The organism is Prevotella phocaeensis (assembly GCF_900065875.1).
Lineage (GTDB): Bacteria > Bacteroidota > Bacteroidia > Bacteroidales > Bacteroidaceae > Prevotella > Prevotella phocaeensis.
This window is the reverse complement of the sequence record NZ_LT160623.1, coordinates 248,921-271,987: the sequence shown is the minus strand read 5'-3', so window position 1 is coordinate 271,987 and position 23,067 is coordinate 248,921. Positions and strand designations below refer to the sequence as shown.

The window sequence follows — 23,067 nt, the reverse complement described above, 5'->3', positions numbered from 1 at the left end:
TGCGGACGCTTTTTTATATACAATCTATCTATACTTATTGTCTGAATACGAGTGGTTGACACGATGAACCACGGAGGTTGACACGATGAACCACGGAGGTTGACGCGATGAACCACGGAGGTTGACATCGTGAACCACGAAGGTTGACACGATGAACCACGGAAGTTTACACGATGAACCACGGAGGTTGACGCGATGAACCACGGAGGTTGACGTGATGAACCACGGAATCGGATTTCGAGACAATGAAATTGATAATTGTACATAAGTTTGATAGGGCTGTGTATAAATTCGAGGAATTAGTGTGTATAAAGGATTATCATGTGTTAAATTATGTAAAATAGCCGATAAAACATTTGGTTTGTTTGAAACAAACATATATTTTTGTGATATCGAAATGATATCATATAAAAATAATAAAATACTTACGATTATGGAAAATAAGGAATTCAGTTTCAAAGGAGCTATCGTAAACGGTTTCCTCATGCTTGTAATACTCCTCGCACTCGCAGTAGTTTTCGGCGCTTTGTTCGGCTTCTATGTCAACGCGGAGTCGCCTCTAAGCTTCGTATCTCTTACCTGTATGCTTGCCACTCTGTTCTGTTTCAAGGGCTTGATGCAACTCGAACCTAACGAAGCTCGCGTTATGATGTTCTTTGGAAAGTATCGTGGCACGTTTACACATATAGGCTTCTTCTGGGTAAATCCATTTATAAACACGAAAAGACTCTCTCTTAGGGCCAGAAACCTAAATGCCGAGCCTATTAAAGTGAACGATAAAATAGGCAATCCTGTAATGATAGGGCTGGTACTCGTATGGAAATTGAAAGATACGTATAAGGCCATGTTCGAGATCGATGCCCAAACAATGGCGGGAGCAGCCGCAATCGGTAAAGACGTGAACAATATTATGCGGGCTTTCGAGAACTTTGTAAAGATACAAAGTGAGGCTGCTTTACGACAAGTAGCAGGGCAATATGCCTACGATGATACCGAAACAGATTCTAAAGAACTTACACTCCGCGATGGCGGAGACGATATCAACAAGCAGTTGGAGGAGCGTCTGACAGAACGATTGGACATGGCTGGCATCGATATAGTAGAGGCCCGTATCAATTATTTGGCCTATTCACCCGAAATAGCAGCCGTTATGTTGCGACGACAGCAGGCAAATGCCATCATTACAGCACGCGAAAAGATCGTCGAAGGGGCCGTTTCGATGGTGAAGATGGCACTTGAAAAGCTGGCAGACGAAGGGGTTGTAGAACTCGACGACGACAAGAAGGCCGCCATGGTGAGCAATCTGATGGTGGTACTCTGCGGAGACGACACTGCGCAACCGGTCGTTAACACAGGCACTTTGAATATGTAAAGCGCCCCGTTCCCTGCCTCTTTCGGGAATAGGGCACGAGCATGGCGACAGAAAACAGCAGTAATGGCGAAAAAAGAAAATAAGAACAAGAGCTTTATCCTGCGTGTGGATGCCGGCACGATGGATGCTATAGAGAAATGGGCTGCCGATGATTTCCGCTCTATCAACGGCCAATTGCAGTGGATTATTACCGAGGCATTGCGCAAAAACGGCCGACTGAGAAAGCGTAAAGCCAATGAGAAAGAAGACAACAGCGAATAAACGAGAAACAAAGACGAAGCTATGAACATTATCAAAAGCATCCGGAACGAATATTACAACCATATCCTGCCTAACAGAAACATCGAAGCCAAGATCTTCGAAAGTATCATATTTTGTATAATTGCAATATCTCTGATCCTGACGTTCTGGACATTCAGGCACGCTCCGGATATGATTCCGAAGGCCTACGACGAAGCAGGAAACGTGACAGAATACGTATCTAAATGGAGAGATGTACGCATAAATGTTCTTTTGAGTCTCGTCGTGCTGCTCTTTCTTTACAAATCTTATTATCCGAAACGGTACAATTTAGACACTTTCGCCCACGAAATGCGCCAGCTGAAATTGGCCTCCAGAGCCAACAGACTGCTTACTTTCTGCCTGTCGATGGTACTCCTAACCGATGCAATCAGCCGTTATTACACATTATCCGATACATTCGGCAATATTTTAGGTGTCACTTTCGTCGTTGGTTTCTTAGGTGTGTGGCTGTACTACATATACAAAATTCAGTACACATAAATCTGCCCGCCGGCATAGAGCATAGAAATAAGCCCGATAGAAGCACCGGTTAAAAGGAATAGGCCGTACTTCTAAGCGGGCTACACATAACTCTTAAAACGAATATTCCCCGAAACCGTGAGGTTCGGGGAATATTTATATTTATCGAAAAAGCGCGCTATATTACTTCTTCAGCTTCAAATCGTAGTTCAAATCTTTAGTAACTGCTTCCTCTAATTGGTCGTTAACGGCACGCAAGGTAGAGTCGTCAACGATCATGAAGTAAGCTGGCGCTTCCTTTTCACCAAGGCTGAATTTATAGGCTTTCTTCTCTTTACCGCCGACAGTCTTGGTAACAACCTCTGCTACTCCGTTGTAATCGAACGCTTTGTCCTTACCGTTTTCGGCCTCAAGATAAGTCATCGTGAGGTGATAACCGTTGGTAGAATCGCCTGCAAGGGCCAAACTGTAACGGATACCCGGGCCGTCTGCTGCCGGCAGAGTACCTTCATAAACCATGGAATCTACTACTACAGAATCGGTAACCGAGTCGGTTCCGTTCATATTCTCGGCAGTCTTGCCACTCTGTTTGCAAGCTACCATTGCTGCACATGCAGCAACAATCAACATTAATTTTTTCATCTTCTTTTTAAATTTGTTTTAATTATTCGAGTGCAATATTACGTATTTGCGGTGCAAAAGTATCGGCTCTTTGTAACTCTTTGATTATAAGTACTTATAAAACAGGAAACAAAAAAGGATTACGCTTTGATTACTACCCAAATACCCTAAACTTCCTTAATTTGCGTTTGTGTCAAAAACAACTCTTGCTACGGATGCAAAGATAAATAAAAGGTGCTGTCTAACCAAAGGAAATGCTTGTTTTTTGTTTGTCAAACAATCATTTTTATTGTTTTGCAGGAATTTCCCCTCGTCTTCAACAGAAATAAGTAATGTTCTCTATCTACATAAATTTCGCTATCGGGCATAACACATGCCAGTCTTTAGTATGACCGACGAAAAGAGAAAGGAGGCAGTCTTTCGAAAAAAAATGGCAAATCTGCTCCCTACCACATTTCTGTATGCCGGCCATACTATTAAGGAAGAGATTTCAGTAAAACACTTTTCAGTGCTTTTCTTTTTCTTCCTTTGTTTTCTTTGGTGGCTTTTACAACACCAGAACTTTATTATCCATAGCCGCAAGCAGTTCAATCAGACTCAAATCATTACTTTTAAGGTTTTATACTTTTTGCCATAGCTGACTTTTATTAAATATACGCCGTGAGCCATTTTTTCTATTGGAAATGTGTGGCTGCCCTTTCTAACAATACCTAAATGTTTTTTGTACAGCACTTTTCCTGATGCCGAGAGAAGTTCAATTTGTGCCTTCTCTTCTTTGTCGAAATCAAAATAAACCATGAGTTTTTCGCCCTTAATAGTATTGACAAACACTTTCTGCTGTGTGTCTTTCGTTGTGCTTTGAATGGTTGTTGTGGCATCTTTATAGATAAGAACAAACTCTTTGATGGCGATATCATAATTCTTTTGAGCTGTCATACCTGAGCCGCTGATAGAGAACTGCATAAAATTGAAGTGCAAGGGATAAGCTCCTCTATCGTTAGGGTGGTCCATTATATCGGCCAATGCGAGACTGATAGTGTGGTCTTTGCCTTTCTCAAAACTTTGAAATTCCTTGTTGATTGTCTCCATATTGCTATTGTTCTCCTTAAAGCGCAGGCTCAACTTGCTAACGTTTGTTTCGCCGATATTGAACGTAATCTTAAAACTGTCGGGCAAACTGTACAACGGAATATCGTTATGATAGGCCACATTGGTGTTGCGCCCTGCCTTATAAGTGAATGTTGTTTTGATGGCATCTGTCGTTGTTGTATTTACAACATTCGTCAAGTTGCCTGAATGCGTAATGCTCCATTGGGGATCAGTAAAGGGGCAGACCGTAATTGAAGGCTTATTGGCGATCTCTACATTCACCTTGATCTGGTCAGTAAAACTACCCAATGTGCCGGTTACGAAAGTAGAGCCATTCTTCAATCCTTTGATAATACCGTTGGTAACGGTGCAAATGGATGGATCGGCAACCTCCCATTTTAGTGCACCCGAATAGAGATCGAGAAGATTTCCTTCAACAACAGTCTGCACTTCTATGGGATAACTTACGTGATTATCGAGTAAAACGGAGTCTAACCGAATAGTAATCGGAGCTTCGGGCAGCAGCTCTACCTGTATTTTCTCTGTTGCTCCGTTATATTGTGCGATGATTTCTCCTGACTGTTTTCCCGATGCAAAGAAACTACCGTCAGACAATATCTCACCCACTGTGGAGGCAACGGTCTGTGTTACGCCCTCGACATTCTTTGAAACAAGCACTCCATAACGGTTGTAGCCGTAGAATGTAGGTTTGTAGATGCCATAACGTGGTAGACGAACCTTTGTTCGAAGGCTTCTTATTTCGGTTATTGTGTTGTCTGTTGGTGCCGTAGAAATCACATAGATACCATTGCCGACAGCACGCTCAGAACCGTCACTGGTCTTGTTCATTGGACCAAAATCTTTTAAGAACAGACAACTCGAACCGCCACCATCAAGATTAATAGCATCGTATGCACCTGCAAATTGCATGATTTCGGCAAGCTCTTTAGTCGTTGCTCCGGAAGAGAGCGTGCTGCGGCCATCTACCACACAATGGATAGCCGTCTTTTTATCCTGTGTATAACCGAATCCTGTACGCGGATGCAGCTCGTTCCATACCTCGGTTGTATTAACGATACCGTTCTTCAACATGGGGCTACGGGGATCGCCACCTACCACATCGGTAAACGATGAAGTAACACCATCAAGCGATAGGTCCAGTGAGATTTTTACTTCTATCCCTTTAGTAAGAGTGGATAGTTTTTCGGCCATAGCACCGTTGGCAGACAGAACAGCACCGCCTGATGGGATAAACATATTGCCTTTATTCTGCACTACCGAAACCACTTTTGTACGAATTTCCTTGTTGATATCCCAAGTTTCACCTTCTGCAAGCGTTACAAGCACTTCCGTCCCATTCGCATCCGTGTGGGTATATTGTCCGTTATGCTGATTGTAAAGTACCAATTGGTTATTTCCTCTCAAATGATTGACATGATCAATCGCATAGTTATTGGTTCCGATCTGTAGGTTTCCGGAATAGTTCATCGCACCGATATAAGGCACTTTTGACTCGTCGATAGCCAGTGCCTGCTGATGATTAGGTAACGAAGTGTTGTTAGCCAGCTCGTGATCGACCGCCGTATAACCGATAGGCATACCCACATAGTTGGTGACATTGTAGAAATCACCGTTTGTTCCCGCAATATACGCAGCATTTTCCTTGCTCTTTCGCATAGCAACTTTTGACGGTTGTTCGCCTCCATAAATAGAGTCGCGGCCCAAAGCGGCCCGATAGATGATATAAGGATTGGTGAGATCGACTTTCAAGAAGAATGCATTGATACGCTTGGTTCCTCTAAACTCTAAGGCCATGTACTGTGTTCCGGGGCCAGCTTTAAACAAAGCCACCGTGTCTACACGATAGGTTTTTCCATCAATGATAACATCATTTGCATGTGCAGAAGCTGTCAGCAACAGAAGAAAAAGGAAACTTTGAATAATCTTTTTCATAGGAGAATAAGTGTTATATGCTATAATATAAGGGTAAAAGAGAAGCCGATAGAAACCTTGCAAAGAAAGTCTTTGCCAGTTCAATGAAACTAACCAATAACGATTTTCATCGTTTTCATACTTCCATTCTTACTTTGAATGCTCAGTACATATACGCCACGTGCAGAAGCTTTAACAGTGTTGCCGTTTGTACACTCATCCACTTTTTGTCCTGACGGGTTATAAAGAACGATGGCTTTTACATTTTCATTCACCGTGATTAAGTTTCCATGAACTGCGTAGTTAATCTTTTCACTTTCCACTTTAACGATGTCAGTAGGCTGATTGTTCACAAATTCATAGATGCCATAACCATTTCTGTAGGCATAGATATTGATGCGCGCTTTCTTTTGTCCGTCTTCTCCGTTGACGATTTCTACTCTGGGCAAGGCTGTTCTCACGGCATTTGCGACCTTACCTAATCCTGTTTGAGGAAAGCGATAGAGCAATGTCATGTCGGCAAATGAGCGTCCTTCGTCCTTGAACTTAAATATATCGAAGGCTTGTGGTGCCTCTCCATCATCAGTATTTGTCGAAGCTACAACGAGATAATAAGATCCATTGAGTTCGAACTCTGTGATTCCATTCTGCCCCGTGCTTGCGGGAGTCAGTGGTTTGTTGTTTTGGAAGCCGTCTACCACTGCACCATTCATATCATAAAGCATAGGCATCGTATTAAAGCCGTCGTGATAGAAAAGATCGTTGTCGATGATATTAATGCGCGGAGCCGCACCGGCAGCTTTTGCCGATGAAGGATTGAACTCTGTGAGTACAATTGTCTGCGGATTGGAAGCATCGGCCACACCATTTGTTACCGTATATTTGATCACCGTATTCCCCGCACCTTCTTCAGCACCGCTAATCGGAAGCATAATGAAACCATTGCCATGCAAAATATCTCCGTAAAGATCATAGGTGTCTACACGCATCGCCTTAAGCAGGGTAGTGGGTAAGGTCGCGTTAAGTACTGTTTGATACTGTACGGGCGTCTGCGTAACATCTACATAATTTACCCTGAAGATATGTGCCGCTGTTGTTCCGCGCATGTCCGTAGACATGTTGGCAACAAAAATATGACCGGCATCATCTACTTGCACATCGTTACAGATAAATCCCAGTTGATTGTCGTCTTCCTTCCACATCTCCTCCGGAAGATCTATCTTCCGAAGCAATGTGCCTGTTGTTCCATCAAGTTCCACAAGTTGCGAAACATTGCCTGAAACTCTGTTGCACATATACATCTTGCCGTTGGCAACAGCCATTCCGCGTGCATCGCCCGTTACATTGCCCGGATAGATGGGAGTTCCGCCATGTAAAAGGGCTGAGTTAAGATACAAATTGGTGAGTTGTTCACCCGACGCTGTCGGTGCATAGATTGCCGGATCTTTATCGGTTTGTGCCACTGCAGCAATGCTCCACAAAGCAAATACAGCCAAATTAAGTAAAGTTTTGCTCATAATGTTTAGGTTTTAAATGGTTAATATTAGTTTTTGTTAATAGGTCTATGGTTGTCTACAACAAATAGATACTCTCTCATTACAAGCTGTAATCTTTGCAGCGGTAACTATCTTGTGCAAAGATAGTACAAGTCGAACACAATAAAACTTGTTTTTTTAATTGCAGAGGCATAACCCATGCTGTGCAAATATATGCATTATTTTTCATATTATCATCATTTTATCCTATTTTTTTTACCTCGCTACCTCTTACATTCAAAGAAGAGAAAGAGGGAGATGAAGGAAAGAAAGATGGTAAAACAAGATGCTCAAAAGCGAAAAACCCGTCGGCACGTACAATAAATTTGCTGAACCGACGGATCGCTTACCACTTACCACGCATCTTACGAAATAACAATTCGTAAGATTTTAATCATTTTCTTTTGCACTCCATTTTCTTGATATCTTCGTCTTTTAGCACCTCGATGCAACGAAGAATAAGCGCTTATTTCGTTAAGAAAATAGCTCTTTTACGAATAAAAGGCCGTCTCTTTACGATAAAAAGGCCATCTCTTTACACGCTAAAGACCGTCTCTTTACGATACAAAGGCCATCTCCTTACAGATAAAGGCCGTCTTTCGCAAGACAAAGCCCCCGAACTTCAATGAAAAAATGCCTTAACAGCACTGTTATTGAGCGGTAATTTTTATGCTAACCGCCTTTAGTTCCTGCCATCCAACCTTATCCGTAAGGCGCAGCATGAAGTGGTAATCGCCCACATCTATATTGTCGGGAATCTTTATATCCACGGTAGAGGCATACTCTTTCTGCCCTGCCGGAATGTCGAAACTCTCGTTGTAGACCCATGGATTAACCGCACTCTTCTTTTCATCGAGCGGACAATCGGCGGCAGAGGTACTGTGTGTGTGATGATCAAAGTTATTATGTATCTCGATATTGAAGCTTCCGAGCTCTATATTATCCTTGAACAGATACCTCACAGGTATCGTCTCTCCGCGCTTATACACCTGACAATCTGTGGGACTTGCCACAATATCCTTATCTGAAATAACAGGCTTCTCTTTATCCTTCGTACCGTTATCATCGCTACTGCTGCTGCATGCGGCGAGCGAACAAAGCACAAAGGCAAGTAAAAACAGTTTTATAGTCTTCATCATCTTATACCTTATTATATATATACTCCTGCTATAGGCCTACTTCTTAGCCGTTATTTTGAAACCTTCGAACTCCTCCGTGTTCGTTCTTCCGTCGGTATCGGTCACCGTGAAGTGCAGGTGATACTCGCCAGCTACAGCTTCTGCGGGCACTGTAATCTCTTTACTGAACTCGAAGGTACCGGTCTTACCGTTGTAATCGCTCACTTCTATCGGATATTCCTTGTCTCCATGGAACTCGAGTTCGATACTCTTAACAGCAGACTTCACGGTAACTTCGGCCTTTACGGTGAACTTGCTGCCTGCCTCGGCCGTATTGTTATTTGCATTAGGACTGGTGATTTCTATCTTCGGAGCATTGGGATCGGGAGCCTTCAAAGTAAGTTCGTCGGTCCAAGACACCTCTTTTCCTTTTTCATCAGTAACGGTTAAGATGAACCGGTAAGTACCTGCAGCGAGCTTACCGTCCAGTTCCAAGTGCTCATGGAAGTGTGCATTGATCACACCCACATAGTTCTTATTGCTGTTAAAGTCTTTCATCAATACGGTTTCAGCATTCCCCTGTATGAGTGCCACCCGAATGCTTCTGATCTTAGACTCGGCCAATATCTCGCATTCGATGTGCAGATCTTTGCCCAAAACGGCCGTTTTGGAATTTTCTTCGCCCAGTTCACGCTTATTAATCTCCAACTTTGTCTCCGTCGGATCATCGTTGTTGTTGCTACAGGAAGCCAAACACAGCGTTAAAATACTAACAAGAGCTGTCATAGCTCCCCAAATCATTCCTTTTCTCATAATAGTCTGTAATTGCAAGACTCATAGAGTCTCAAGTTTATATTAATGTATTAATTTAAAAATCTAAGCCAACCATCACAGCCACATTGCGCCCTGGTTCGGGCACGTCTATTAGTCTATAATAGCTTGTATGGTCGTAATATCTGCGGTTCAGCAGGTTTTCGGCATTGATACCTACACGGAGTGAGCAGCCTTTCAGGGCAAACTCTTTCCCCGCAGACATATTTATAGTGCAGTAACCCTTAGTAGGTTTCTCCGGCGGAACGATATTATTCTGGTCGCCCACCACATGGACGTTAAACGTAAGATATCCTTCTTGCCCCTGTCGACGGGTAAAGAACGTGTATTTAAGCCCCGTATCGACCGACCAAGGAGTAGAAAACGGCAGCGTGAAGCCTTTCTTTTCACCCGACAGTTGTTCTGCATAAAGATACTCTCCCTTCAGTTCTGCTTCCAAATTACGCATAACTTTGCACGTCAGTTGTGCCTCGAACCCGTAACGAATAACGCGGCTTTGGCGGTAATAATATAGCTGCAGGCCTTCATAATACTCCGAAGTAGGGTTCATATAGATATAATTAGGGAAGTAATTCAGGTAAGGATCGATCTGAATATCCAGCACCTTGTTGCTCCAGTTGATACCTGCATCGACCTGATACGACTCTTCCGGATCGAGCAGAGAGTTGCCCTTTTCGTAACGAAAAATATGATAATTCACGCCATCCGCGCCCAATTCCTTCGGTATAGGTACGCGAAAACTCTTGCCAACATTGGCTTTAAGGATCCAATGCCCTACATTATAGTTTATTCCAGCCGACCAAGTAAGGCTGTTGAATGCCCGTCTAAGCTCGCCGGATCGCTCTTTAAACACCGAATCGGTACTGTTTTTCACCGGTGTTTTATACCAGTCGTTGTAACGATGGATAGATGTATGCACGTTATCATACCGTACTCCCGCATTCAGAATGAGATTCGGATTGATCGTGTAGCGGTCGTAAACGTAGGCACCCAACGATGTAGACTCGAAATCGGGTATGATAAATCCCCATCCGCCGCGCCTGTTGTGCTGATATTCGGCACTCATGCCGGCGTTAAGCCGATGCTTTTCGCCCAACGAAAGTGTCATCCCGATGTTTCCCGTATAGGTGCTTTTGTTGAAACGCCGTTCCAACGTGCCAAGCGGAATGGGCATGTAGCCATGCGAGACAGGCTCCGAAAACTCCTTACGCAGGTTGTTTTGATAAGCCAGATTGCCTTCTACCACAAGATTTCCCGCCTGATACACCGAGTGACTCATAATTTTGAGATGATTTACTGTTTGATATGGGAGGTCTATATCGCGCCGCGAGGCGTCGTAGTCGATATCGGAAAGGCGCACTTCCAAACCGTGTGCGTTGGCAAAAAAGCCGCTCTTGGCATAAGAGTCCGATACTTTAAGGTCGGTTCTGAAACGGTATCCGAGGTATCCGAGCGTAAAACTGCCGTCACGTTCGCGCCCTGCAGTATTACGAAGCGTGCGGTCTTTCAGCTTTATATAGTATGAATAGTACTGAATACTGTCCGTCGGAACTTTATAGTCGGCATAGTCTATCCATGTCATATTTGCCTTATAGAAAAACTTCTTATTGCGTCCTTGCAACTTGGCCGACACGCCTAACGATGCATTGTTGGTACGACTGAAAAGCGAAACGCTGCCTTCTAATGGCTTTACAGGCACATAGTTGCTGTAGAGATTAATCACTCCACTGATGGCATCCGAACCATATAACAGGGCTGCAGGGCCCTTGATAATCTCTATTCTGTCTATGGCAAACTGGTCTATCTCTAACCCATGATCGTCTCCCCACTGCTGACTTTCGTGCTTAATACCGTCTTCCGACACGATCATACGGTTAAAACCCAAACCACGGATGGCGGGTTTCGACTGTCCGGAACCTATGCTCATCGCCTTTACACCGGGTACCCCGCGCAGACTCTGCATTAAACTACCGGCGAAATTCCCCCGTAAATAACGGCGATCGAGTTCTATCTCGTTGACCGAGGCCTTCATCTGATAGTCTTTCTTCGCATTGCCATACACCGTTACATCGTGCAACACAATGCCCGTATCGATACGTGTAGTGTCGACAGATGGCGGTATGGCGGCGCAAGGCGCGGCACATAAGGGCGGAACACCCGATATGCACGCTGCCGACAACGATAGAATTATTGCCAAAGCAAATCTATTCATAACCGTAAGAATATAAAAAAATCTGTAATAAAAGACGGGTATTGCGCGCACAAGCCTGCATTACAGGCACAGAACACGGGGCATACCCTATCCACGCATATTGCTTGCACGGCAGAAAAACGGGTGCCATCGGCGGATAAACCGCACTATAACGGGTTCAAAAGAATACGCCTTTCACCCTCTGCACCGTAAAAACAAGGTGGATAATTAATGTCGGTGTGGGATAAGAATTATCCCAATACGGCGCACGGAGGCGCCCGCAGACTGATAACTTCGGCTACTCTGCGCGCTACTTTCTGCACACATACCAATACTACAGTGCCCATCAACACGGCAACAACCGCCGCTATGGCTATGGTATCGGCAATACCGAAAGTAGAAAAAGAGAACTGACAAATAAAACATTTATCGGGATTATGCCCGCCGGAATGGTTCCCTGAGGCTTTCGAAGAGGCTAATTCGATGCTGTTATCATACTGGCATACATGAAAATCCTTGATTATTATCGGCAACATAAATACGGCCAACAGCAACCAAGAAATAAAAATTCTCCGCGTATGCTTAGACTCTAACATAATCGAACAGCTATTCAGCTGACAAAATTAATAAGTTTCTTCGAGCATACAAAGGATCAATTGCAAAAATGAATGTTTTTAATTTTATTTAAAAGTTGGCTGTCTATTTAAAAAGAAAGAGCGGCAATGCGCCGTTATCCGGTACATTGTCGCTCGATATATCATACATCTACGCCCGTTGAACAATAGACTTATCGCTATCAGACCATAGGTCTGTCTCGGTCAGATGTTGCTTCTATCGGCTCTACGCGCGATCGCTGTTAAAGGCAACCAGCATCCAAACCGTTTTTTCCTGCCCTTTCAAGTAGTCGTCGAGCAGTGCTACGGTAACCTCATCATTGGCCTCCGACGCCGTTTGAATTAACGCACGCTCCTGACGGATAATCTCTTTAAGCGTATCGAGTATGTGGGCCACCGCACCATGTCCGCTATGTATAACATCGGTTTCTTTCACGGTCGACACCGATAGATATTTGCTGTAGCGGTGCTCGGGTGTGCCGTCTAACTGCAATATACGTTCCGCAATTTCGTCTACTTTATTAGCTGTATCGTTGTAAAGTTCCTCGAATTTCGCATGTAGAGTAAAGAAACCGTCGCCTTTGATGTTCCAATGAAACCCGCGAAGATTAGCATAATACACTTGGAAATCGGCCAACAAGCGGCTCAATCCCTTAACTACATCCGCAACTTTGTTTGCATCTAAGTTCAAATAATCTAAACTCTTCATAATTCTTTTCCTTTCTTTATTTATGAATACTCTTATTGTTATCTCTGATGCAAAGATAGTATTTTTCTCGTATCCGCACAACAGATAAAAACTATAACGGTATAGAGTTTATCAATTTTAGTACTTTTAACGTTGATTTACAGATACTTATCAATAAACAGACAATACCGAAAAGGCATTTTTTTCTATGCTGTAGCTGAAGCAACCGGCCGGTCTTTTCCTACCGGAAAGCCGACCTTCGCCGGCTGTTCATAAGGTTACGCGATTAAATAACGCCGCGCATGCGGTCTTCGAATGCCGAAAGAGCGGCCTTGGCTCCCTCACCCATCGCAATTACAATCTGTTTATAGGGCACGTTGGAGACGTCTCCGGCGGCATAAACACCCTTTATAGCCGTTCTACAGTATTCGTCTACGGGTATTTCCCTGCGCTCCGTAAGCTGCAATTCGTTGCTGAAAGGTTCCGTATTCGCTACAAGTCCTATCTGTACAAATACCCCATCGAGCTCTATCTTGCGCTCTTTATCGGTCTTACGATCCTTCACTTGCAGTGCTGTCACCTTGGTTCCGTCGCCGATAACGCGCGTTGTATGCTGCGAAGTAAATATCTCTACGTTCTTCATACTGCGCGCTTTCTCCTGCAACACGTTGTCTGCACGAAGCTCGTCGGCAAACTCCAGCACCGTTACACGACTGCAAATGCCCGCCAAATCGATAGCTGCTTCGATGCCGGAATTACCGCCTCCCACCACTGCAACGCGCTTATTCTTGTAGAAGGGGCCATCGCAATGCGGACAGAAGTGCACTCCATGGCCGATATACCGTGCTTCTTCGTCTACATTCAGGCGTCTCCAGCCGGCACCGGTGGCAACGATAACGGCGGGAGCCATAAACTCTTCGCCTCCTTTTACGCTGATGCGTTTCATTTTCTCCTTCAGGTTAACGGCCGAGATCCTGCGGTTTTCGAACACTTCAACGGGGTAATTGCCCAGATGAGTCTTCAGGTCGTCGGCCAATTTCGCACCGGTCGTCTGCGGAACAGATATCAGGTTTTCAATGCCTACGGTATCTTTCACCTGCCCGCCTATACGCTCTGCCACCATTGCAACGCGCAAACCTTTGCGCGCGGAGTATATTGCAGCAGCGGTACCTGCGGGCCCTCCGCCCAGTACCACCACATCGTAAGTACGCTCCACAGGCTTTGCGTGCTCGTCGGCAGTTGTGCCTTGTTGCTCTTCAAGCTTCGATAAAAGCTCTCCCAAATCGCCTCTACCGGTATGAAACGGTTCACCATTCACGAATACAGATGGCACTCCTTGGATATTCAGCTTGTTTATTTCGTCTTGAAACAGTGCGCCATCCACCATTTCATGTTTTATATTCGGGTTGTAGAGTGCCATTATATTAAGCGCCTGCACCACATCCGGACAGTTCGTACACGTCAGAGAAACGTAGGTTTTTATATCTACGTTGCCCTTAATCGCACCAATTCGCCGCCTTATAGCCTCATCGGGAAGGTTCTTCCCCTTACCGTCAGCATTGATAACCGCAAGGAGCAACGACGTAAACTCGTGCCCATTGGGAATACCGCGAAACCTTATACCCGTATCGTTCCCGTCTTTCAGCAGCCTGAAACCCAACATCTGTTCGTCCGATTTGGCGAAATAGCACGAGAGTTTGGGCGAACAAGAAGCCACATCGCTAAGAAACGACACAAATTCATCGGCATGCTCGTTGCCACGATTGTACGCGGCATCGAACACATACGTAGCGGAAAGGTCTGCAAACACGCCTTTCACCTGCTCTAAAATATCATGTTCTAACATATTATATTTCCTCTTTATAAATTCAATTTGCAGCCTGTGTAACGGCAATTCTTCCCGTCTGCCGGCCGTACAGCCTGCAAAAATCGTTCATACAGATAACAAAAAATTCCCCGCCCGAATGCTGATAACAACACTATGACAGGGAACTGCTTTGTATAAATTATATTGATTTAGAGTTTGCCCACAAGGTCTATGCTCGGTTTAAGCGTTTCCTTGCCCTGCTTCCACTTAGCCGGACAGACCTCACCTTCATGAGATGCCACGAATTGAGCGGCTGCCACCTTGCGCAAAAGCTCCTCTGCATTGCGGCCAATGCTATTGTCTTGCACCTCTGCAACCTTGATCTGTCCCTCCGGGTTTACAAGGAAAGTACCGCGATATGATAGACCTTCGTCTTCTTTATATACGCCGAAACCGCGACTCAGCACCGCCAAAGGATCGGCAAGCATGGTGTATTGCAGTTTTTTAATGCGCTCGGAAGTGTCGTGCCATGCCTTGTGAACGAAGTGAGTGTCGCAACTTACCGAGAACACCTCTACGCCCATCGACTTCAATTCCTCGTATTTATCTTGCAAATCTTCCAACTCTGTGGGGCATACGAATGTAAAGTCTGCCGGATAGAAGAAGAAAATAGCCCATTTGCCTTTAATATCTTCGTTCGATACTGTTTTGAAATTTCCGTTTTGGAATGCCTGAACTTTAAACTCAGGTACCTGTGCATTGATGATTGATTCCATATTCTATTGAATGATTATTAAATGAATTATAATTGATTAAGTAGCTTGTTGTTTGTTTATTTCAGTCGGCTTTCCACAACCTTCCAATCGATTATGTCCCATACGGCTGCGATATGGTCTACACGTCGGTTCTGGTAATCCAAGTAATATGCATGCTCCCACACGTCAAGACCTAAGAGTGGATTGTTTCCGTGGCGCAACGGATTGCCCGCATTCGGTTCTTTCGTGATAACAAGTTTGCCCTCCTTGTCCTGCGAGAGCCATGCCCAACCCGAGCCGAAGAGTGTGGCTGCCGCCTGTGAAAACTGCTTCTTGAACTCATCGAAGCTACCGAAAGCGGCATTAATCGCCTCGGCTATCTTGCCTTGAGGTACGTTATTCTTCTGCGGGGCCATAAACTGACCGAAGTAAAGTGCATGGTTCAGCGTTTGTCCGGCATTGTTAAAGATGGGACCATCGGGCGCACTAACCACGATATCCTCTACACTTTTGTCTTCAAACTCTGTGCCCTTCACCAGATTGGCAAGGGCGTTAACGTAATTCTGCAGATGTTTTCCGTAATGAAAATTGATGGTCTGTTCGCTGATTACGGGCTCTAAAGCGTTTGCTGCATAAGGCAGTACTGGCATTTCTACTTTCATATTCTTGTCGTATTTAGCATTAATAACTCTGTTATCTTCCTTTTTTATTAAATAAAAATCCCCTTTTGGCGCTGTCGCCTGCTCCATGTAAGGCATCGGGGGCATTTGTATTATCATACTGTTTTATGTTTGTTGTTCTGATTTCTGATGCAAAGATAGGCAGAACATCTTCCTTCCGCAACAGATAAAAACTATAACTTCATTGAAAAAATCTATCATCTCGTTACAATAACCGTAAGCATAAGGGGTTCAAGAACATTGTCCTGTAAAAATAATCTGCCGTGCATTATTTTTTTATACAGCCCGTCTATGTCCGACAGATGGTATATATATCAACGACAGACAATACATCTGTTCCGGACAGATATGCGGAATATTCGACAAGAACATTGCGAGAATATGGCAAAAAAAGCCTACCTTTGCAAAAAATAGACCACATCCGGCAATCTGAAAGATAGTTTTCATCGTGCTCGTTCGTACTATTTTTACATCTAAACTCTATAGCATCATGACACTACAACAATTGGAATACGTCATTGCAGTATACAGATACAAGCATTTTGCCAAGGCTGCAGACAACTGTAACATAACACAACCCACGCTTAGTTCTATGATACAGAAGCTGGAGGAGGAACTCGGAGTGAAGATATTCGACCGACGTAAGCAGCCTATACTGCCGACTCCCGCCGGTAAACTTATCATCGATCAGGCGTGGAAGGTACTTGTAGAGGCACGAGAGCTGCGCGAAACGGTAGAAGAAACTAAGCACTCGCTGCTCGGAACATTCAATATAGGCATCTTACCCACCATTGCTCCTTATCTTATTCCGCGCTTCTTCCCGCAGTTGATGAAGAAATATCCCGATATGGACGTACGTGTAACGGAGATGAAGACCGAGGATATCAAGCATGCACTGCACCACGGCGACATCGATGCGGGCATCATAGCAAAGGTAGACGGGCTTGGCGACTTCGACAGTACCACCGTTTTCTACGAACAGTTCTTCGCCTACGTGGCACAGGGCGATGCTCTATTCGACAATAAAACAATACGTACCGCCGATCTGAAGGGCGAATATCTGTGGTTACTCGACGAAGGACACTGCTTGCGCGACCAACTTGTGAGGTTTTGCGACCTCAAAGGAGCCATGCAGAGCAAGCGTGCATACTCGTTAGGCAGTATCGAAACCTTCATGAGAATGGTAGAGAGCGGCAAAGGGGTTACCTTTATACCGGAGTTATCTCTACTGCAACTCACCGACGTTCAGCGCAAACTCGTGCGACCGTTTGCCCTTCCGATCCCCACGCGCGAGATAATTATGGTTACCGGAAAGAACTTTATCCGCACTTCGTTGCTCGGTCTGATCGTCGAAGAGATAAAACAAGCCGTGCCTGCCGATATGCTCCAACTGAAACAGACGCAGCAACGGGTGTAATCGTTCGCCATGTTATTCTACGGTAATCATGGCGCCTGCCCGCTCCGTAGCAGCATACTCGGGGGCATAGGCACACTGGGCGGTTACACTGCCGAGGGTATATGTGCCGCTCCTATCCAAGTAATATTCCTTTTCTATCGTGTGAGTACCCTTGCTGAGCATGCTGATGTAATATGCCGTAGCACAGTCCTTGTTGCTGCAATAGTAGGTTCCGTCGTAACCGCTCCTTTGGTCTACGGGCTCCATGCAGGCCGCACGTTTGTCTATCACCTGCACAAAGTCGAGGTCGCGTGCCGCTTTTAACGTTATTCTTACCCTCACCTTGCTGCCCACTTTCAATGGTCCGGGCTTCACAGGTATAATCTGTCGCGTTACCGAAAGTTCGCTCCCCGACCGTTGTATATCCGATGTTTTTTGCAAATACTGTGCATATAACGCTCCCCAAGAGACAATCTTCGTCTTCTTTTCGGCCGTAAACAGGCGTTCTCCGGCAGGTGTAACCGTGATTTTTGCATATCCTAAGCCCGCTGTTGCCTGCGGCATACGCAGCTGCTTACCATCTATACGGAGCACGGGGGCATCGTCTTTCGCCGTCGGTTGCACGAAAGAAGTGCTGTCCGAGAGGAATGCGTACACGGCAGCTGCACTGTTTATCGCCGTCAGCCAGTACTGCGAACGCTTTTCCTGCAACAACCAAAGCTGTATCTCCGTAATGGTTTGCGTGTCTTCAGGGGTAATCAATCGCAGCGCTTCTATGGCTGCAACCTGCGTAGGTATTTTGTAATCGAGCCACGAGTAGCCCGCTCGTCGGGTATCGAAGTAGCGTCCTTTCGCCTTATCATATACGGAATACTGCTTTATACTCTCCACCAAACGGCGTGCCACGGCCCTGCTATGTGCCGTATTTTCTTTCTGCATGACGATTGCAGTGAGCGCCCGTTGCAAAATAGTCATACTTTCAGCGGTCTTCTCCGCATCGTTCAGCAACTTTCTTTTGCCCTTCTTACCCTTATCCGCAGGCTGTCTGTCGTCAAGAGCACATAGGTACAGGTATTCCATATCGGCCTCCTGTCGGCTCAAATAGGCAAATGCTCGGTCAATCATATGCTTGGTTTGCGGGCGCATACCCACCATATTGTTCAAACGCACAAGCACTTCGGTAACGGTTTCCGTTATGTATCGATTGCCTTTCATGCCTTTGAACCAGCTCCAAGAGCCGTCTGTATTCTGCAAATGGAGTAGCTTCGAGATGGCTGTATTCATCTTTTCGGCGAGCAATTCGGTATCGAAAAAGTCGACAAGCTGCCGCTTTTGCTCTGTTTCAGTGTCTGCCGAAACGTTCCAAGGAGTCTCTTCGAGCATGATACTCTTCAGTTCTTCGTTTTGTGCAAGTTTGCTCTTCAATCCGCGGAGTGCCGATGTATCGCGCCTGCAAGTCTCTATAGTGGCCTTAATCGCGGGAGACGACGCCAATATATGCGCTGCCAAGCACTGCGAGTAGTAAGCTATACTCTGGCAAACAGCACAATCATCATACGGATGAGCATAGGCATGAAGGGCTTCGAGCATCATCCAAGCAGGATTATCCACGTATTCTACGGTTAGTTTCCTGCCTGTAGAACCCCTCGGGAATAGCCGACTGATGTCGATACGTTCGGTGCCTTTCGCCGTTTGAGTGAACGGAATAGTGCGCAATACCTGCTCCACGTCGGGCAAAACCGGCAGGTAATGCTGCTCTCCATCACTCATATTCCCCGCCGAAACCACCACTTTACAGATGTATAACAATGCTTTCGAGGGCTCTATGCGGGCCATATCTATGCTCGGAAAGGTTAGTGTAACGCTGCTGTCCGGCACTGCTTGGAACGACACCTGCCTGCTGTAAATCGGTCGTTCGGTCTCCGGATCGAGTAAAAACAGTGTGCCTGTGCCCCGCAGATCGACTTCCGTCGTATTAAAAAGGCGTGCCTGTATGGTCAGTTTATCGGTTGTACGCACGAAACGCGGTAGGTTCGGCTGCACCATCAGTGCTTTCTTCGCCACCGCTTCGGCCTCTATAAAGCCGTTTTTCATATCGCGTGTGTGGGCTTGCCCCATAAAACGCCACGCCGTGATGCTCTCCGGAAGGGTGAAAGAAATACCTACTTGCCCCTTTTCGTCGGTGGTTAGTCGCGGATAGAAGAAAGCCGTTTCGGCCATATTCTTACGCACCGGCAGCAGCGCAGCCGATGCCTGTTTCCGGTTATCCGCAGGTATAAAGAAATCATCTTTGGGAGCCAGCGCGCCATAAAGGGCTGCATCCCTCTTGATAACGGGCGCTGTATATTTTACAGATGCAGCACCTCGAACCGTTACACCGGCCACACTGCCCGTCAAGGCACACTTCTTTGCTGTTCCATACCCCGTAACTATCACCTCATTGAGCGACCGATCGTCGTCGGTAAGCGTTACGTTCATCACCCTCGAAGTAACCATCCGCACTTCTTTTTTATAACCTATGTAACTGTAAACAAGCCTTTTTCCCAAAGGTACGACTATCGTATAATTGCCGCCGATATCGGTAACAACACCGTAAGAGGCACTGCCTTCGGTTCTTACACTGCACCCGATAACGGGATATCCCTCGTCGGTAACCACCTTACCACTCACTTTCATGCCCCACAAACCGTTTCCCAAATCGAGACAGGCAGACCTGAAAGCAGGCTCCGGAAGCCTTTTTATCACCGACGAGCCCACAGTTTGCCAACTATAGTTATTAGGTGTAGCAAACTCATATTGCGGCAGTTCTCGACTTATACCGGTATTAAAGTACCAATCGTTGCGGTCAATATAATCCAAAGACTTATCGTACATCGCCGCTATGAGCCGCGCATGGGCCGGTTTCCCGTCGGCAGTAGTCACGGTAAGCTGCCACTGTTCCTTGCTTCCGGGCTGCAAACGATCGCGGAAGGTGTTCCACTTCAAGTTCAAATAGCTATCGGGCAGCGGTTTTATGAGCTCCGCCTGTTCATGGTAGAACACACCGTTTTTGTACCAAGCCCACGAAACCATGAGGCCCCGACCGTACTCCTTGCGGTAATAGAACTCGCGTGTAACGATGCTATCGCTCAATTCGACGGTGCTACACTCAAGCACCGAGTCGGCCGTTGCTACGGTGTAAACCATGTGCACATCGCGTTGAGAAGTGCCGAAATGTATTTTCAACGGTTCTTTTCCCTCCCTGTCGAACACATTGTAGGGGCATATAACCCAGCTATCCACATAGGCCGGCGGGCGTCGATCCTCCGGATTATAAACGATATAAGACCGTTCGATAGTATCGTCTTCGCAGGTTATCACAAACGTATATCGCCCGTTAGGCAACGAGGCGGGCATCACAAACCCCGCAGGCCTGCCGCTTTTTGCCGTATAAACCTGCTCCTCGTAGCCTTTCAGCCAATATCTAACGGTGGCATCCAATTCTTTTTTCATGTTATTTCGTGCAAAGAACGGCAGATGCTTCATGCTGTCGCGGGGCACATAGTCGGCATACGGTGCCGACAACTGCACAGCCTTACAGCCCACACTGATATATTTATCTGCCGTTTGGCTCTCGCCTGCACGGTCTGTTACCGTTGCATTCAAGCGTAAAGAATAACCTTTAGAACCCTTTTTTACTATCTTCGGCAGCGGCAGATCGAGCATGAAAACGCCTTTGGCATCGGTTGTAAGCACGAAAGTAGTATCGGGAAAGTCCGACGGATAGGAATAAGAATTGAACGAAACCTTGCATTCAACGGCAGCACCGCTCAAACCTTCGCCCATCAGAGCGGTAGCCTTGCACGCCAAATGCAACGTGTCGCCGGCCTTGTAGCGTGTTTCTATATCGGGAACCGTTACGCTGAACGTGGGACGCTTGTACTCTTCTACACGAATATAGCACGACTCTCCGTCTACTTCAACCCTATAACTACCGTTCAACAGGCGTGCAGGAAGGCGGAAATCTGCCGTACCTGTGCCATACGAATCGACTTTTACCGTAAGCGAATCGATAACCTTGCGCTGCGGATCGTGCAGTCTGAAAGTGATATCCTTACCGCTATCGATCGTCACACGGTCGTCTTTACGCCGAAAAACCGTGGCTGCAGCATGGACAGTCTGCCCGGGGCGATAGACTGTACGGTCGGTCAACACGTTCTTTACATACGTTGTATCTTCTTCATTCCCATCATCTATCAGCGCTTCAGAGAGATTTACGAACGTACAAGCCCTGTCGTAATCGGTATAGGCGTAAGCACATTCGTCGTCTTTTACACGATGCGTTACCTCTCCTTGCGCATTGCAATACAGCGTTTCGCCGTCTTCGATCTTTATTTTCGCACCACCTATCGGCTTACTTGTTATGGCATTCACCACCGCGATGCGCACTGTACTGTCGGGAAGCGATACCACTATGGGGCGTATATCGCTTACATGAAGCAGACAGCGGGCCTTTTTGGTCTTCGGGAAAGTACTTGTTTCTATGATATATATGCCTACGGGCAACGACGAAAGGCGCAGCGTGTCGCGCTCGATCTTACTTCTGTCGGTTACGGAATATGTAATCGTCTGCGATACACTGCCTATCCGATGCCGACGTTTGTACTTCAAATCGCCCCAATTCTCCTCGAAATCCGTATCGAAAGTGCTCAATTCCGCCGTCGATCGGTCTATCCGATCCACCTTAATACGCAATTTTTCGATGTTACGATGCGCCACTTTCAGCGTTAGAGTATCCCTCGAGGTGAGCAAGATATCCTTTATATCAACGTTGACATAAGGGTTTATAAGCTCCCGATAGGCATTTCGCAGGATATTCATGCGCTCGTATTTCGGATATCTTGCCAACATTTCTTCGATATACGCCACGCGTTGTGCTCGCGTATAGTCGGCATTGCGAACCAAGACATTATATTTTTCGATGGCAACCTCGGCAGATACCTCGAGATCGCCGTACAAATGCAGGAGCGAGTCGAGCGATGCAACATAAGCAGACCGTTGCCCTGAACCGCCTACAGCAGACGAACGACCGCGCAACACATCGAGGGCGGTGAGCATAGTTGCCGCCCGATTGCCGTGAAGAGCATAGTAATCGTGCAACAAGGGCACATCGCCAACGGCATAACCCACCACACTCAACATGTCGTTACCGAAGTATTTACTGCCTTGTTTCAAGCAAACAACGCTGCTGTAATCGGTAGTTTTCGCCCGTGCAAGGGCCTCCTTTCGCTCCAAGGCCATGCGCAAATAAGGCACGGAATCGGGTACTGTAAGGCCGAGATAGGCCTCGTAGAGCGACGCCACCACGGGTTCACGGTCGCGAACCAGCAGTTCATGCGCCCTTATTCGGTTGAGTTGCGGCAACAAACTATCGGGGGCAACGTCGGTTTTCAGGCCGGCTAAGGCAATATCCGCCCTTAAAAGTTCGAGGTAGGCGCCTTTCTTTTCGGCTGCATCAATTATCTTTTCGAGTTTCGCCACAGCTGTTTGCGGGTGCAAAGAAGCGCTGCTGTGCACATCGCGCCATAACGCTTTGAGCGATTGAGCCTGCAAACAGGATGGCAACAAAAAGGATATAACAACGACGAGAATGCCCTTTTTCATAATAAATAGCATTTGATAAAGATATTGCAAATA

At 46.1% G+C, this 23,067-nt stretch carries 17 protein-coding genes; 4 read left to right on the top strand and 13 right to left on the bottom strand.

Annotated features, from left to right (window positions below; all coding sequences use genetic code 11):
* Positions 1 to 266, bottom strand: a 266-nt coding sequence (locus BN3912_RS12425; protein ID WP_230204662.1) for a hypothetical protein, incomplete at its 3' end; no start/stop codon positions are given.
* 167 nt (positions 267 to 433) lie between these two features.
* Here BN3912_RS12425 and BN3912_RS05415 point away from each other — a divergent pair.
* The 3 genes from BN3912_RS05415 (at position 434) to BN3912_RS05405 (ending at position 2,155) form a co-directional block, all read left to right on the top strand.
* Entirely contained in the window at positions 434 to 1,372 is a 939-nt protein-coding gene (locus tag BN3912_RS05415; protein ID WP_023984566.1) for an SPFH domain-containing protein, read from the top strand.
* A 63-nt stretch (positions 1,373 to 1,435) separates the two neighbouring features.
* Positions 1,436 to 1,633, top strand: coding sequence for a type II toxin-antitoxin system antitoxin (locus BN3912_RS05410; protein ID WP_023984567.1), 198 nt, complete (start codon positions 1,436 to 1,438; stop codon positions 1,631 to 1,633).
* Positions 1,634 to 1,654: 21 nt separating this feature from the next.
* Positions 1,655 to 2,155 (top strand): SdpI family protein, encoded by a 501-nt coding sequence (locus tag BN3912_RS05405; protein ID WP_023984568.1) that lies wholly within the window; start codon positions 1,655 to 1,657, stop codon positions 2,153 to 2,155.
* A 162-nt stretch (positions 2,156 to 2,317) separates the two neighbouring features.
* Here BN3912_RS05405 and BN3912_RS05400 read toward each other — a convergent pair whose 3' ends face one another.
* From BN3912_RS05400 to BN3912_RS05350, 11 genes are all read right to left on the bottom strand, one after another.
* Positions 2,318 to 2,776, bottom strand: a complete 459-nt coding sequence (locus tag BN3912_RS05400) for a copper resistance protein NlpE N-terminal domain-containing protein (RefSeq protein ID WP_023984569.1) — start codon at positions 2,774 to 2,776, stop codon at positions 2,318 to 2,320.
* Between the two features lie 576 nt (positions 2,777 to 3,352).
* Positions 3,353 to 5,797 carry a phosphodiester glycosidase family protein gene (locus BN3912_RS05395; protein ID WP_023984571.1) on the bottom strand — a complete coding sequence of 815 codons (2,445 nt, stop codon included), beginning with the start codon at positions 5,795 to 5,797 and terminating at the stop codon, positions 3,353 to 3,355.
* 89 nt (positions 5,798 to 5,886) lie between these two features.
* Positions 5,887 to 7,293: a T9SS type A sorting domain-containing protein gene (locus BN3912_RS05390; protein WP_023984572.1), complete on the bottom strand. Its 1,407-nt coding sequence runs from the start codon at positions 7,291 to 7,293 to the stop codon at positions 5,887 to 5,889.
* Between the two features lie 668 nt (positions 7,294 to 7,961).
* The gene (locus tag BN3912_RS05385; RefSeq protein ID WP_081710378.1) at positions 7,962 to 8,450 is read right to left on the bottom strand and encodes a DUF4625 domain-containing protein; all 489 of its coding nucleotides are present in this window, start codon (positions 8,448 to 8,450) and stop codon (positions 7,962 to 7,964) included.
* 36 nt (positions 8,451 to 8,486) lie between these two features.
* The gene (locus BN3912_RS05380; RefSeq protein WP_036859771.1) at positions 8,487 to 9,242 is read right to left on the bottom strand and encodes a DUF4625 domain-containing protein; all 756 of its coding nucleotides are present in this window, start codon (positions 9,240 to 9,242) and stop codon (positions 8,487 to 8,489) included.
* Between the two features lie 55 nt (positions 9,243 to 9,297).
* Positions 9,298 to 11,472, bottom strand: a complete 2,175-nt coding sequence (locus BN3912_RS05375) for a TonB-dependent receptor (RefSeq protein WP_023984575.1) — start codon at positions 11,470 to 11,472, stop codon at positions 9,298 to 9,300.
* 230 nt (positions 11,473 to 11,702) lie between these two features.
* Positions 11,703 to 11,987: a hypothetical protein gene (locus tag BN3912_RS05370; RefSeq protein ID WP_230204660.1), complete on the bottom strand. Its 285-nt coding sequence runs from the start codon at positions 11,985 to 11,987 to the stop codon at positions 11,703 to 11,705.
* Between the two features lie 304 nt (positions 11,988 to 12,291).
* Positions 12,292 to 12,774, bottom strand: a complete 483-nt coding sequence (locus BN3912_RS05365; protein WP_023984577.1) for a Dps family protein — start codon at positions 12,772 to 12,774, stop codon at positions 12,292 to 12,294.
* Positions 12,775 to 13,039: 265 nt separating this feature from the next.
* The gene (ahpF, locus tag BN3912_RS05360) at positions 13,040 to 14,599 is read right to left on the bottom strand and encodes an alkyl hydroperoxide reductase subunit F (RefSeq protein ID WP_023984578.1); all 1,560 of its coding nucleotides are present in this window, start codon (positions 14,597 to 14,599) and stop codon (positions 13,040 to 13,042) included.
* A 170-nt stretch (positions 14,600 to 14,769) separates the two neighbouring features.
* Entirely contained in the window at positions 14,770 to 15,336 is a 567-nt protein-coding gene (gene ahpC / locus BN3912_RS05355) for an alkyl hydroperoxide reductase subunit C (protein ID WP_004369827.1), read from the bottom strand.
* Between the two features lie 56 nt (positions 15,337 to 15,392).
* Positions 15,393 to 16,094: a superoxide dismutase gene (locus BN3912_RS05350; RefSeq protein WP_023984579.1), complete on the bottom strand. Its 702-nt coding sequence runs from the start codon at positions 16,092 to 16,094 to the stop codon at positions 15,393 to 15,395.
* 391 nt (positions 16,095 to 16,485) lie between these two features.
* On the opposite strand from BN3912_RS05350, the gene BN3912_RS05345 reads away from it, so the two are divergent.
* Complete coding sequence (locus BN3912_RS05345; RefSeq protein ID WP_016665248.1) at positions 16,486 to 17,412, top strand: hydrogen peroxide-inducible genes activator; 927 nt, start codon at positions 16,486 to 16,488, stop codon at positions 17,410 to 17,412.
* 12 nt (positions 17,413 to 17,424) lie between these two features.
* Here BN3912_RS05345 and BN3912_RS05340 read toward each other — a convergent pair whose 3' ends face one another.
* Positions 17,425 to 23,034: an alpha-2-macroglobulin family protein gene (locus BN3912_RS05340; protein ID WP_230204658.1), complete on the bottom strand. Its 5,610-nt coding sequence runs from the start codon at positions 23,032 to 23,034 to the stop codon at positions 17,425 to 17,427.
* Positions 23,035 to 23,067 lie beyond the last annotated feature (33 nt).

What these genes read in the sequence shown, in the direction of transcription:
- BN3912_RS05385 (WP_081710378.1), bottom strand. Translation starts at nt 8,450, where the DNA reads ATGATGAAGACTATAAAACTGTTTTTACTTGCCTTTGTGCTTTGTTCG.
- BN3912_RS05365 (WP_023984577.1), bottom strand. Translation starts at nt 12,774, where the DNA reads ATGAAGAGTTTAGATTATTTGAACTTAGATGCAAACAAAGTTGCGGAT.
- BN3912_RS05400 (WP_023984569.1), bottom strand. Translation starts at nt 2,776, where the DNA reads ATGAAAAAATTAATGTTGATTGTTGCTGCATGTGCAGCAATGGTAGCT.
- ahpC (WP_004369827.1), bottom strand. Translation starts at nt 15,336, where the DNA reads ATGGAATCAATCATCAATGCACAGGTACCTGAGTTTAAAGTTCAGGCA.
- BN3912_RS05350 (WP_023984579.1), bottom strand. Translation starts at nt 16,094, where the DNA reads ATGATAATACAAATGCCCCCGATGCCTTACATGGAGCAGGCGACAGCG.
- BN3912_RS05395 (WP_023984571.1), bottom strand. Translation starts at nt 5,797, where the DNA reads ATGAAAAAGATTATTCAAAGTTTCCTTTTTCTTCTGTTGCTGACAGCT.
- BN3912_RS05415 (WP_023984566.1), top strand. Translation starts at nt 434, where the DNA reads ATGGAAAATAAGGAATTCAGTTTCAAAGGAGCTATCGTAAACGGTTTC.
- BN3912_RS05380 (WP_036859771.1), bottom strand. Translation starts at nt 9,242, where the DNA reads ATGAGAAAAGGAATGATTTGGGGAGCTATGACAGCTCTTGTTAGTATT.
- BN3912_RS05340 (WP_230204658.1), bottom strand. Translation starts at nt 23,034, where the DNA reads ATGAAAAAGGGCATTCTCGTCGTTGTTATATCCTTTTTGTTGCCATCC.
- BN3912_RS05345 (WP_016665248.1), top strand. Translation starts at nt 16,486, where the DNA reads ATGACACTACAACAATTGGAATACGTCATTGCAGTATACAGATACAAG.
- BN3912_RS05390 (WP_023984572.1), bottom strand. Translation starts at nt 7,293, where the DNA reads ATGAGCAAAACTTTACTTAATTTGGCTGTATTTGCTTTGTGGAGCATT.
- ahpF (WP_023984578.1), bottom strand. Translation starts at nt 14,599, where the DNA reads ATGTTAGAACATGATATTTTAGAGCAGGTGAAAGGCGTGTTTGCAGAC.
- BN3912_RS05405 (WP_023984568.1), top strand. Translation starts at nt 1,655, where the DNA reads ATGAACATTATCAAAAGCATCCGGAACGAATATTACAACCATATCCTG.
- BN3912_RS05410 (WP_023984567.1), top strand. Translation starts at nt 1,436, where the DNA reads ATGGCGAAAAAAGAAAATAAGAACAAGAGCTTTATCCTGCGTGTGGAT.
- BN3912_RS05375 (WP_023984575.1), bottom strand. Translation starts at nt 11,472, where the DNA reads ATGAATAGATTTGCTTTGGCAATAATTCTATCGTTGTCGGCAGCGTGC.
- BN3912_RS05370 (WP_230204660.1), bottom strand. Translation starts at nt 11,987, where the DNA reads ATGTTGCCGATAATAATCAAGGATTTTCATGTATGCCAGTATGATAAC.